Raw genomic sequence first — 12,093 nt, forward strand, 5'->3', positions numbered from 1 at the left:
GGCGGCAACGGTTCTGGCGGCAACGGTTCTGGCGGCAACGGTTCTGGCGGCAACGGTTCTGGCGGCAATAGCAGTTCCCAAGGTGGTAATGGCTCTCAGGGCGGTAACCGTGTTAAAGGCGATAGCAGTTCTCAGGATGGAAACGGCTCTCAAGGTGGTAACGTAAAAGATAACGCAAAACAACAAGGTGATAAGTTACCTAATACGGCAACACATTATCCTGCATCTATTTTAATGGGACTTTCAACATTCCTAATCGGTATGTTACTATTTATTCGCCGTAAAAATGTAAAATAAAATATAACCTTCCATCTAAAACATACATGAAATAAATTGTAAAACTAAAAAGGACTTTGGATTGCATTTTATTATGCAGCCCAAAGTCCTTTTTATCACTTATCAGAAAGAGTATTAGTACGCTTTTCCCCAATACACCATTTGCTTAGCTTCTTTACCACAACAAATACATTCGTCAGCTACATGCTCTTGCTCAAAAGGCATACATCGAGAAGATACTCCAACTTCTTCTTTTAGTTTCTCTTCACAAGCTAACTCTCCGCACCACATCGCCTTAATAAATCCTTGTTTTTCATCCGCTACTTTTTTCATCTCTTCGAAATTAGCCACACTATACGTATTCTCATCGCGAAATACTTTTGCCTTATTAAATAAAGAATTATGAATTTCCTCAAGTAGTGCTGGAATACGTTCTTCTAATTGATCCATTGATATAAATTCTTTTTCTTTCGTATCTCTTCTTACAAGTACAACTTGATTCTTTTCAATATCTTTAGGACCAACTTCTAATCGAATTGGAATACCCTTCATTTCATACTCATTAAATTTCCAGCCTGGTGTTTTATTACTAGCATCTATTTTTACTCGTGCAACCTTTTGAATATGTCCTTGTAACTCTGTTGCTTTCGCTAAAACGCCTTCTTTATGCTGCGCAATTGGTACAATAACGACTTGCACTGGTGCAACTTTAGGAGGCATTACAAGCCCATTATTATCACTATGAACCATAATAAGTCCACCTATCATTCTTGTTGATACACCCCAAGATGTTTGGTGTACATATTGCCACTTACCGTTACGATCTAAAAACTTAATATCAAACGCTTCAGAGAAATTCGTTCCAAAGTTATGAGATGTTCCTGTTTGAAGTGCTTTCCCATCATGCATTAAGCTTTCAATCGTATAAGTTGCCTTTGCGCCCGCAAATTTTTCTTTCTCTGTTTTTTGTCCTTTAATTACTGGTATCGCTAAGTAATCTTCACAGAAAGAAGCATATAGATTTAAAATATTTAGCGTTTCAGCTTGAGATTCTTCTGCTGTTTCATGAATTGTATGACCCTCTTGCCATAAAAATTCCGTTGTACGAAGGAATGGTCGCGTTGTTTTCTCCCAACGAACTACTGAACACCACTGATTATATAGCTTTGGCAAATCATTATAGGACTGCACAATTTTTGAAAAATGCTCACAGAATAAAGTTTCAGATGTAGGGCGAACACAAAGTCTCTCCGCTAACTTTTCATCCCCGCCATGTGTTACCCATGCTACTTCAGGAGCAAATCCTTCTACATGATCCTTCTCTTTTTGCAATAAGCTCTCTGGGATAAACATTGGCATATACACATTTTCATGACCAGTTGCTTTTAACTTCTCATCCATAACTTTTTGCATATTTTCCCATAAGGCATAACCGTACGGACGTAGAATCATACATCCTTTTACACTTGAATAATCAACAAGTTCTGCTTTTTTTACAATATCTGTGTACCACTGTGCAAAGTCCTCTTCCATCTTCGTAATCGCTTGTACTTGTTCTTTTGCCATAGTCAGTCTTCCTCCTTCTAGAAAATACAAAAAAGCCCGCATCCCTAAATAGGGACCGAGCTTTGCCGGCGTTACCACCCTGATTCATGCACAAAAATTGCGCATGCTCTCTTTTTGATAACGGGAAATTCCCGCTGCATATGCAGAACTCAAAGGTAGGTTCCATATCTCCTTTTTAAGAATCTTTCAGCCGGGTGGATTCTCTCTCTGCTAAAAAAGTTAAACATGTACTAGTCCTTTTTCATCGTTATAACGAAATAAATTTGTTGATTATCATAATACAAATTCTTTTTTAAAACAATAGCTAATTTTCTAATTTTTATATATTCTTTTCATTTTTTGCAGTTTTATACGTAGCTTTTTCTCGTGATTTTTAAAAGTTGATGTGCAATCATACCGATAAGTGTACCAAGTAGAACGAAGAAACCAATAAATCCATATCCCATTCCTTCCCATCCACCAATTACCATCATTGAAAACGGAAAGGATGCTAAGCAAAGAAGTATTAAACTAAGTGCAAATATAATATCGAACTGTTTGTTTGGAAACCGTTTCTTTAATAAATACGAAATAGCAAATACAAGGATAATCGTAATTCCGCCAATGATATAAAAGATACTAAATCCATCTAGCCAATCCACAGTATTCCCTCCTTCCATTCATTCCCTTATACTTAATTATATGTTTAACTTTTCTGAAAATAAATAATAAATTTTTACCTAGAAATATATTTTTATTACTAGGTATTAATAGTAATATATAAGAATAGGTTTTATATAATCAGGAGGGAACTTTATGGATAAAGCATTAACAAATCACGTCATTATTTTATCTTTCGATTGCTTATCAGCTTTAGATTTTCCTATATTACAAAAGCTTCCTAATTTCCAAACATTAATAAACGAGGGCGCGATAGCGAAAAAAGTGGAACCTATTTATCCTTCTGTAACATACCCAAGTCACTCAACAATCGTTACTGGAAACTACCCTAATAAACATGGCGTAGTTAGCAATACATTACTTCAACCTGGACGCGAGTCACCCGATTGGCATTGGTACCGAAAATCCATTAAGGGGACAACGTTATACGATGAAGCACGTAAAGCAAATTTAACGACAGCTGCCCTACTATGGCCTGTTACTGGAAAAGCAAATATTGATTACAATTTACCAGAAATCTTTCCAAATAGACCGTGGCAAAATCAAGTTTTAGTTTCATTATTTAGCGGTAGCCCGCTATATCAATTAGATTTAAATCAGCGCTTCGGACATATACGAAATGGACTGTCACAGCCTGAACTCGATGATTTCGTACTTGCTTCTGCTGTGCATACAATCCAGACGAAGAAGCCTAATGTCATGTTCGTACATTTCACCGATTTAGACACTCAAAGACACTATCACGGCTTTGAATCAAAAGAAACAATAACTGCAATTCATAGACACGATGAACGACTAGGAAAAATTATTCAAGCTTTAAAAGACAGTGACCTATACGAAGAGAGTACAATTATCGCTCTTGGTGACCATAGCGCTTTAAGTGAAAACAAAGCCATTCAATTAAATGTACTATTTCATCAAAAAGGGCTTATATCTATAAATTCCAAAAGAAAGTTAGTAGACTGGAAGGCCTATTGTCAAAGTTGTGATGGATCCGCCTATGTATATGTGAAAGATAAGAACGATACTGATACCATTCGAGACGTACGACTACTACTTGAAGAACTACTTCAAAATAAACAAAATGGAATTGAATTTATACTTCATGATGAAGCTGCAAAAGACTGCGGTGCCGATGGTAATTGTTTATTTATGTTAGAAGCGCGAGAAGGGTATTATTTCACTGAAAACTATACAGGAGATTTCATAAAAGAGATTACTGAAAAAGACGTTACGCCTAGTAAAAAATATACATTTGGTACGCATGGATACTCCCCAACAAAACCTAACTATGAAACAATTTTTATCGCTGCTGGGAAAGGAATAAAAAGCGGCGTTACCATCCCGTATATGAAACTTATTGATGAAGGTCCAACTATCGCTAGACTACTCGGTTTACACTTAGGTGAAACAGACGGATCAATTGTAGAGGATTTACTCCAATTGTAAAGAACTGTGTATATATGTAAAAGTTATGTAAAAATCATCACTGTTTCTCTTTTTATAATTTTTATTTTTGTACACTGTTAGTAGAACAATTTAAGGGGGAACACTATATGAAAAAAATGTCCAGACAAGAAAAAAGCTGGATATTATACGATTGGGCGAACTCCGTATATTCGCTCGTCATTACAACTGCATTATTCCCAATTTACTTTAAGGCAGCTGCAAAAGAAGCTGGGCTATCTGGTGCAACTTCAACCGCATATTGGGGATACGCAAACTCGTTCGCTACACTTTTAATTTCTATACTTGCCCCTATTCTCGGCACAGTTGCTGATTATAAGGGATTTAAAAAACGATTTTTCACATTCTTCTTTGGACTCGGTATCGTATTTACAAGTATGCTAGCAGTCGTCCCAACATCTCAGTGGTACTTATTACTAGGATGCTATATGCTCGCATTAGTCGGTTTTGCTGGGGCAAACATTTTTTATGATGCATTTTTAGTAGATGTCACTACTGAAGATAGAATGGACCGAATTTCTACGAGAGGTTTTGCTTTAGGCTATATTGGGAGTACTATTCCTTTTATCGGTTGTATCGCTCTTATTATTCTTGCTCAAAAAGAAACTATTCCTTTATCAGTTGGCATTGCTAGTCAAATTTCATTCGCGATAACTGCTCTTTGGTGGGGACTATTTACAATTCCAATGCTGAAAAACGTAGAACAAACACATTATATTGAACGTCATCCAAGACCAATTACAATGAGCTTCAAACGCCTTGCTGAGACTTTTAAAAATATTAAAGAATATAAAACGGTCTTTATGTTTCTAATCGCTTACTTTTTCTATATTGATGGGGTCGATACAATTATTACTATGTCTACCGCTTACGGAACAGATCTTGGTATTAGTGCAACGAATCTATTAATCATCTTATTTGTCACACAAATTGTAGCTTGTCCATTCGCTTTACTATACGGAAAATTATCAGAAACCTTTACAGGTAAAAAAATGCTATATGTCGGTATTATTATTTATATCATTATCTGCACATATGCTTATTTCTTAAAAACGACACTCGATTTCTGGATTTTAGCAATGTTAGTTGCCACTTCTCAGGGCGGGATTCAAGCGCTTAGTCGGTCCTATTTTGCAAAACTAGTACCTAAAGAATCTGCAAATGAATTCTTCGGATTTTATAATATATTTGGTAAGTTTGCCGCGATTATGGGTCCAGTATTAGTCGGTGTTACAACGCAATTAACTGGAAAAACGAACGCTGGTGTTCTTAGTATTATTGTATTGTTTATTATCGGTGGATTCCTATTAACTAGAGTCCCTGAAAATAATACATCTGTTACACCACCTAATCCGAAAACTAAAACGCTATAAGAAAAAGATCCTCTTCTTGCGAGAAGTGGATCTTTTTTTATCGATAACGTCTTACAATTAAAAACTCAACAGCTGGCTTTACAACTATCGCAGCACATAATGCAAACAATAGCGGTATGTTATGAAAATCAATCCATTTATTAAAACCTACTGATGCGAAAAACAAACCAAAAATGAATACAACGAGTACATAATACGTAACATTTGCACTCGTTTTTAATACATGTTTTTCTAAATCTTCGTTCCCCTCAGTTTCCCCTTCAACGCTATGTGATACCAAAATTTTAAATAGATAATGTAACGCGATGCTACAAATAAATAGTGCATACCAATTTACTTGAAGTTCAGTTAACCAATAGTAAAGTGCAAACACTAACGTACCTATAACCACTAATACAGTAACAAAAAGGTTTATTTTCTCTTTCCCCAACAACTACTCCCCCTACTGCTTGTACAAAAATAGTTTATCAACAGTTGTTCCTAATACTTCCGCTAAACGGAATGCTAACGCTAAGCTTGGATCATATTTATTATTCTCAATTGCATTTATCGTCTGTCTAGAAACTTTACACTTATCAGCTAATGCGCCTTGTGAAATATTATTTTCAGTGCGTAATTCATGGATTTGATTTTTCACACTATTTCTCCTAACCTGTAAAATCGTTTTTACATCATCAGTATATAATTGGCTCATATAGTTGTCAAAAGTTCCCCAAAGAAAAAGGAAGCAATTCTGCTCCCTTACAATGGTTATTTCGAGGCTAACGAATTTGTTAGTTCCTCTTTATTAGCGACATCTTCTTTATTTATTTGCATGCGTAGAACTGGTCCTATCGCAAATAAAATAAGCGCCATTGCTATACAAAATACAGTAACTAGTGAGGTCATCTCCTTCAATCCTCCAGCTAGTGAAGTTCCGATTAACATCGCCCCCATAAACAGTGGCAAAATTGTTCCATTTACTCTTCCAACCATATTTTCTGGTACAAGTTGAATCATAAGCGTACCGACAACGATATTAACACAAGCTAAACAAATACCTGTTCCAAATCTCATGAAACTAGTAATCCAAAATGATGTAGATAGCCCTTCTACTAAAAATGAGATCGCTAATATGCTCATACCGAATACAAACATCTTTTTCGGATTCACTTTTGAAGCGAAAACTGCAGCAATAATACCACCAATTAACATACCTATTCCATCAGCTGCAGCTAAATATTGAACTGCTTCCTTTTCCATTCCAAGGCGTTCTATTACAAGAAATACCTCTAATGGATTCGTTAGTCCAACAGCTAAGCCCATAATAGTAAAAGTAATCGTAATCATACGTAAATTTTTCGTATGAAGAACATATTTCCAACCTTCTTTTATATCATTTTTCAATGAATCTCTCACCACTTGCTCTTGTTCAACCCATTTCGGTAAAAAAGAAAGAGCGATAGCAGATAACAAAAATAAAATGATTAAGCTATATAGTGACGTAAATAAACCAAGTTGTGTATACACAAGCGATCCTACCACTGGTCCAAAAATCAGAAATAATGACTGTAATGTTTGGTTAAATGCAATCGCATTTGCTACCTGTTCTTCTTTTACATAGCGCTTAAATATACGCGAAGATGACGGCTGAGAAAACTGACCTACAATCGCAGAAATGAGTGTTGCAAAAAATATAGCCTGCCAATAATCTAACTTTAACAACAAGACAATACCTATGATAGATAGTACACTTAATACATCTCCAGCAACCATCGTTCTTTTCGGATTCCAGCGATCAGCTAGTGCACCACCGATAAACGAGAAAATAAAGATAGGTGCATATTCCATAACCGATAACAACGAAACGGAAACTGGATCGTTATTCGTTCGCTCCATTATGAAATACAAAAGAGCCATATTTCTGATCCAAATTGCAAATTGTTGTAAAATATCAGATGCCATAACGAGCATAAATGCTCGGTTTTTAAATAAAGCGTTCATTTTCATTACCTCCATAAACCGACCGTTCGGTCTAATTTATTTTGTAAGAAAAGCAACTGACTGATTATTCAGCTGCCATTCCTTTTAACAATACATCTATTGCCTTTTTATAAATACGCTGCAGTTCTTTATAATCTAACTCGTAGTAAAGTACTCCAAGCCCTGATAATAATCCATTCACAATATACATAAGATCGCGCGTATTATCTTCACGAAACTCTCCAGACTGTATGCCTGCTTCAATTAGTTTCTCAAACATAACATATGATGCTCTAGTTAAAGCCAATAGTTCATCCAAAATCTCTTTACTTACAACTTGGCTCATAGAGAATTCCTCTATTGCATTTGAAATTGGTTGCTGTATGTCCTCGACATGATATTCCGCGAGACCATATAGTTTTTCAGTATTCGTACTATACAACTTCTCTTTTTCATTCCATTTCTCAAGCCAATCATACGTATGTTGCTTTACTACAAATAAAAATAATTCTTCTTTACTTTTAAAGTGATAATAAATGCTTCCTTTACTTCGCTCTGTAATTTCACAAATCTCTTCCATAGATGTAGCTGCATAACCCTTCTGTGAAAACAGACTTTCTGCTTTATATGCAATTTCTTTTTTGATCTCTTCTGTGCTTCTTCTCATATTTACACCTCTTTAAACCGACCGTTCAGTCTAATAATAACAAATTAAAAACCTCTATTACAAGAGGCTATATTTCTTATTTAAGAAAATGTACTTTCAAACCACGTTCGAATCATATGTATAATTCCAATTTTAAATCCTAATTTCACAAGAAATACGCCTCCCGCAGCTAATAAAAATAACATTACTTTCCCCTTATTTTTCACTTTCGGTTCCCTTTCCATTTCTATTCCCCTTAGTATATTAAAAACATTTAATCAAACGTTTGTTTAACTGTTTTTATGCATATGTAAGCCAACTAATCAAACGTTTGTTTAAAAAGAAATACGCCTATATAAGGCGCATTTTCATCAATCACCGCCGCCACCGCAGCTCCCTCCACTATCTCCACCAGAAGACCCTCCGCAATCATGTGAACCTCCATCATGCGAGCTATCATTATCAGATCCGGCAAAGAAAAATAATGGCGATGAGCTGTTAGATGAATTATGAATGTTATTTTGTTTCATAAGATTTACCTTCTTTTTGTTTGATCGAACTGCTGTTACGATTATTCCAATTACAACAAATAATAGTATAAAAATAATAAATTCCATTTAAAAGCCTCCCTTATTCCTCGAATAATTGAATGGTTCTCTCTAGATTTTCAAGCGAAATGAAGCGCGATTCACGAAGAATCTCTTTTCCATTATGAAATAATAAAATTGTCGGTCCAGTAAATACTGCATATCGCCCTGCAACCTCTTGCATGTCTTGCAGTAATATCTCTATTTTCTCTACGTAATCATAATTCTCTAATACGTAATTTACTTTCCTTAACATGACATCACAAACACCACAATTTTCCGTTTTAATAAATAGAAGTACTAATTGTTGTTCTTCAATATATGTTGCTAATTCTTCTATCGTTTCAAATTTTTTCATCTTATCCCTCTTAACGTAGTTTATGAAATACTTTATCTTGATACATACGAAATGCTGAACTATCTTTAATCTTTCTTTTTTCCATTACTTGCTGAAAACGTAATGTTTTTGCCGTTAACTCTTCTTGTAATTTTTTTCGCTCTTCTTCATCATAACAGCAAGCAATTAAATCCTCTATTTTTAATATATCTTTTTGTAGTTCCATTTCTGGGGGAATCATTCCCGCATTTTTTAAAATTTTATAACTCATTCTAAGTTCTGGAGGTACCATTGAAAGATCTTCTAATTGTAGTGGTTTTCCTTTTCCCGGAATATTATCGAGATCACCATTCCGTATTGCTTGTCGAATTTTTTCTTCAGCAATATGCAAAAACACATCCACACTATTCCCTCCTTTACATATTTTTACTATTATTTTACATGATATTTTCTCATCTTGCTATGCCATAAGAAATTGACTTCATACAATTTTTTCTCAATTTTATTTATAAGGAGCTATTTTCTACCTCACAGATGTTTTATTTTCATATACAGTTTGTATTCAAGCCCTTTTATATTGAGAAAATCCTTCTGAATTGAATAAAGCGTTTACACTAAATCTTACATTTGTTACGATTTAATCATCCTCAGCTCCTTGTATAGACTTCGTGATGTCTGATCATTTTTATCTAGATGATTTATACATCTAAATTCATTTTGATTTATTGGCGCATGCCTTTAAATATATCTTTTATTTTGAAAGGAGAAATGGCTATGAAATCAAAAAAATTCACACTGCTATTACTATCCCTACTACTCTTCTTACCTCTTTTTCTCACAAACTTTATTACTCCAAATGTCGTATTAGCAGATTCACAAAAGCAAGGTCAAAAAATTGTTGGGTATTTTCCTTCATGGGGCATTTACGGACGTAATTATCAAGTTGCAGACATTGATGCATCAAAGCTAACTCATTTAAACTATGCTTTCGCTGATATTTGCTGGAATGGAAAACATGGAAATCCTTCTACTCACCCCGATAATCCAAATAAACAAACGTGGAACTGTAAAGAATCTGGTGTACCACTGCAAAATAAAGAGGTCCCTAATGGTACTCTCGTACTCGGTGAGCCATGGGCTGATGTCACAAAATCTTATCCTGGCTCAGGTACAACTTGGGAAGATTGTGATAAATACGCACGCTGCGGAAATTTCGGCGAACTGAAACGATTAAAAGCTAAGTATCCTCACCTAAAAACAATTATTTCCGTTGGTGGCTGGACTTGGTCTAACCGCTTTTCTGACATGGCCGCTGATGAAAAAACAAGAAAAGTATTCGCTGATTCTACAGTCGATTTCCTACGCGAATATGGATTTGATGGCGTTGATTTAGATTGGGAATATCCGGGCGTAGAAACGATTCCTGGTGGTAGTTATCGCCCTGAAGATAAACAAAACTTCACCCTACTCCTTCAAGATGTTCGAAATGCATTAACGAAAGCTGGTGCAGAAGATGGGAAAAAATATTTACTAACAATCGCGTCAGGTGCAAGCCAACGTTATGCTGATCATACAGAGCTAAAGAAAATCTCTCAAATACTGGATTGGATTAATATTATGACATATGATTTCCACGGTGGATGGGAAGCTACTTCTAACCATAATGCAGCTCTATACAAAGATCCAAATGATCCAGCAGCGGATACGAAATTTTACGTAGATGGTGCGATAGACATTTATACAAATGAAGGGGTTCCAGCAGATAAACTCGTATTAGGTGTACCATTTTACGGACGCGGGTGGAAAAGTTGTGGAAAAGAAAATAACGGACAATACCAACCTTGTAAACCAGGTAGCGATGGAAAGCTCGCTTCTAAAGGTACTTGGGATGACTATTCTACCGGCGATACAGGTGTGTACGATTATGGTGATTTAGCAGCTAATTATGTTAATAAAAATGGTTTTGTTCGCGGATGGAACGATGTGGCGAAAGTACCTTATTTATATAATGCGACTACAGGCACGTTTATTAGCTATGATGACAACGAATCTATGAAATATAAAACAGACTATATAAAGACAAAGGGTTTAAGTGGCGCAATGTTTTGGGAGCTAAGTGGTGACTGTCGCACAAGTCCAAAATATAGTTGTAGTGGACCAAAATTACTTGATACGTTAGTAAAAGAATTACTAGGTGGACCTATTACTCAAAAAGATATTGAGCCACCAACAAACGTAAAAAATATTGCTGTTACAAATAAAAATTCAAGCTCAGTTCAATTAAACTGGACTGCATCTACTGATAATGTAGGAGTTACGGAATATGAAATTACTGCAGGAGAAGAGAAATGGAGTACAACAACAAATAGCATTACAATTAAAAACTTAAAATCTAATACAGAATACTCATTTTCAATAATAGCAAAGGATGCTGCTGGGAATAAATCACAGCCTACTTCTATTCTTGTAAAAACAGCTGACGCTAACACAACACCTCCTGATGGAAATGGGAATGCTACCTTTTCAGTCACTTCAAATTGGGGAAATGGTTACAACTTCTCGATTGTAATTAAAAATAGTGGAACGACCCCTATTAAAAATTGGAAATTAGAATTTGATTATAACGGCAATTTAACACAAGTTTGGGATTCTAAAATTAGTAGTAAAATAAATAATCATTACGTAATTACGAATGCAGGATGGAATGGTGAAATTCCTCCTGGTGGATCGATTACAATCGGAGGGGCAGGAACAGGCAATCCTGCTGAACTTTTAAATGTATCTATTAGCGAAAACTAAGCGTAACCTCCATTAACTATTTCATTAAAGTTTGAATTTAGGTTTGAGTGCCCTATCCTAAATTCAAACTTTTAATTTTATGAAAAATCACAAATTAATATTATAATAACTTATTATAATTATATTTGGTTCCTAATATGAAGTTCGTGTGAAGTTCACCTGAATTTTACATGAATTCCCTTTAAGTTCTATTGTCTTCCTATACTAATCACATTATCCTTTACATATAGGAATTATTTTTCATTCCACTTTAAACTATCTATATATATAAAGAAAAGATAGTCGCCTATTAGGGAAAGGCATCTAAATATAAACATAACATAAGAAAAAGCACGCTTATAAGCGCACCATAAGAGTGCTTCTTCATACAATTCTCATGTAAGAGTTCTCGAAAATCATGTTAATCACAAAGAAAAGGCA

The 12,093-nt window shown here is 35.1% G+C and carries 14 protein-coding genes and 1 other annotated feature; of the genes, 4 read left to right on the forward strand and 10 right to left on the reverse strand.

Annotated features, from left to right (window positions below; translation table 11 throughout):
- Positions 1-297 (forward strand): LPXTG cell wall anchor domain-containing protein (locus KI369_RS12575; protein ID WP_212956164.1); only part of this gene is annotated, 297 nt, incomplete at its 5' end.
- Positions 298-411: 114 nt separating this feature from the next.
- Here the strand turns inward: KI369_RS12575 and proS are convergent.
- Both proS and KI369_RS12585 read right to left on the reverse strand, forming a co-directional pair.
- Positions 412-1,842 (reverse strand): proline--tRNA ligase, encoded by a 1,431-nt coding sequence (gene proS / locus KI369_RS12580; RefSeq protein WP_212956165.1) that lies wholly within the window; start codon positions 1,840-1,842, stop codon positions 412-414.
- Between the two features lie 47 nt (positions 1,843-1,889).
- Positions 1,890-2,096 (reverse strand) — a binding site (T-box leader).
- Positions 2,097-2,189: 93 nt separating this feature from the next.
- Complete coding sequence (locus KI369_RS12585; protein ID WP_212956166.1) at positions 2,190-2,483, reverse strand: YesK-like family protein; 294 nt, start codon at positions 2,481-2,483, stop codon at positions 2,190-2,192.
- A 154-nt stretch (positions 2,484-2,637) separates the two neighbouring features.
- Here KI369_RS12585 and KI369_RS12590 point away from each other — a divergent pair, with 154 nt between their 5' ends.
- Positions 2,638-3,951, forward strand: coding sequence for an alkaline phosphatase family protein (locus KI369_RS12590; protein WP_212956167.1), 1,314 nt, complete (start codon positions 2,638-2,640; stop codon positions 3,949-3,951).
- A 107-nt stretch (positions 3,952-4,058) separates the two neighbouring features.
- On the forward strand, positions 4,059-5,342 hold the full coding sequence (locus tag KI369_RS12595) for an MFS transporter (RefSeq protein WP_212956168.1): 1,284 nt from the start codon (positions 4,059-4,061) through the stop codon (positions 5,340-5,342).
- Between the two features lie 37 nt (positions 5,343-5,379).
- On the opposite strand, the gene KI369_RS12600 is transcribed toward KI369_RS12595, so the two are convergent.
- From KI369_RS12600 to KI369_RS12635, 8 genes are all read right to left on the reverse strand, one after another.
- Positions 5,380-5,772, reverse strand: coding sequence for a hypothetical protein (locus tag KI369_RS12600; RefSeq protein ID WP_212956169.1), 393 nt, complete (start codon positions 5,770-5,772; stop codon positions 5,380-5,382).
- Between the two features lie 12 nt (positions 5,773-5,784).
- Positions 5,785-6,036: a helix-turn-helix transcriptional regulator gene (locus KI369_RS12605; protein WP_212956170.1), complete on the reverse strand. Its 252-nt coding sequence runs from the start codon at positions 6,034-6,036 to the stop codon at positions 5,785-5,787.
- A gap of 56 nt (positions 6,037-6,092) precedes the next feature.
- Positions 6,093-7,325 carry an MFS transporter gene (locus KI369_RS12610; RefSeq protein WP_212956171.1) on the reverse strand — a complete coding sequence of 411 codons (1,233 nt, stop codon included), beginning with the start codon at positions 7,323-7,325 and terminating at the stop codon, positions 6,093-6,095.
- 64 nt (positions 7,326-7,389) lie between these two features.
- Entirely contained in the window at positions 7,390-7,971 is a 582-nt protein-coding gene (locus KI369_RS12615) for a TetR/AcrR family transcriptional regulator (RefSeq protein WP_212956172.1), read from the reverse strand.
- Positions 7,972-8,051: 80 nt separating this feature from the next.
- Positions 8,052-8,195 (reverse strand): hypothetical protein, encoded by a 144-nt coding sequence (locus KI369_RS12620; protein ID WP_000439126.1) that lies wholly within the window; start codon positions 8,193-8,195, stop codon positions 8,052-8,054.
- 126 nt (positions 8,196-8,321) lie between these two features.
- Positions 8,322-8,567 (reverse strand): hypothetical protein, encoded by a 246-nt coding sequence (locus KI369_RS12625; protein WP_000394351.1) that lies wholly within the window; start codon positions 8,565-8,567, stop codon positions 8,322-8,324.
- A gap of 13 nt (positions 8,568-8,580) precedes the next feature.
- On the reverse strand, positions 8,581-8,895 hold the full coding sequence (locus KI369_RS12630) for a thioredoxin family protein (RefSeq protein WP_000713042.1): 315 nt from the start codon (positions 8,893-8,895) through the stop codon (positions 8,581-8,583).
- A 10-nt stretch (positions 8,896-8,905) separates the two neighbouring features.
- A complete protein-coding gene (locus KI369_RS12635; protein WP_212956173.1) occupies positions 8,906-9,277 on the reverse strand; it encodes a DnaJ family domain-containing protein in 372 nt (123 codons plus the stop codon).
- Between the two features lie 371 nt (positions 9,278-9,648).
- Between KI369_RS12635 and KI369_RS12640 the strand changes: the two genes are divergently transcribed.
- Positions 9,649-11,673 carry a glycosyl hydrolase family 18 protein gene (locus tag KI369_RS12640; protein WP_212956174.1) on the forward strand — a complete coding sequence of 675 codons (2,025 nt, stop codon included), beginning with the start codon at positions 9,649-9,651 and terminating at the stop codon, positions 11,671-11,673.
- The last annotated feature ends 420 nt before the right edge of the window (positions 11,674-12,093 follow it).

Origin of the sequence: Bacillus sanguinis (genome assembly GCF_018332475.1) — a bacterium.
GTDB classification, from domain to species: Bacteria; Bacillota; Bacilli; order Bacillales; family Bacillaceae_G; genus Bacillus_A; species Bacillus_A sanguinis.

What these genes read in the sequence shown, in the direction of transcription:
- proS (WP_212956165.1), bottom strand. Translation starts at nt 1,842, where the DNA reads ATGGCAAAAGAACAAGTACAAGCGATTACGAAGATGGAAGAGGACTTT.
- KI369_RS12590 (WP_212956167.1), top strand. Translation starts at nt 2,638, where the DNA reads ATGGATAAAGCATTAACAAATCACGTCATTATTTTATCTTTCGATTGC.
- KI369_RS12595 (WP_212956168.1), top strand. Translation starts at nt 4,059, where the DNA reads ATGAAAAAAATGTCCAGACAAGAAAAAAGCTGGATATTATACGATTGG.
- KI369_RS12605 (WP_212956170.1), bottom strand. Translation starts at nt 6,036, where the DNA reads ATGAGCCAATTATATACTGATGATGTAAAAACGATTTTACAGGTTAGG.
- KI369_RS12610 (WP_212956171.1), bottom strand. Translation starts at nt 7,325, where the DNA reads ATGAACGCTTTATTTAAAAACCGAGCATTTATGCTCGTTATGGCATCT.
- KI369_RS12615 (WP_212956172.1), bottom strand. Translation starts at nt 7,971, where the DNA reads ATGAGAAGAAGCACAGAAGAGATCAAAAAAGAAATTGCATATAAAGCA.
- KI369_RS12620 (WP_000439126.1), bottom strand. Translation starts at nt 8,195, where the DNA reads ATGGAAAGGGAACCGAAAGTGAAAAATAAGGGGAAAGTAATGTTATTT.
- KI369_RS12625 (WP_000394351.1), bottom strand. Translation starts at nt 8,567, where the DNA reads ATGGAATTTATTATTTTTATACTATTATTTGTTGTAATTGGAATAATC.
- KI369_RS12630 (WP_000713042.1), bottom strand. Translation starts at nt 8,895, where the DNA reads ATGAAAAAATTTGAAACGATAGAAGAATTAGCAACATATATTGAAGAA.
- KI369_RS12640 (WP_212956174.1), top strand. Translation starts at nt 9,649, where the DNA reads ATGAAATCAAAAAAATTCACACTGCTATTACTATCCCTACTACTCTTC.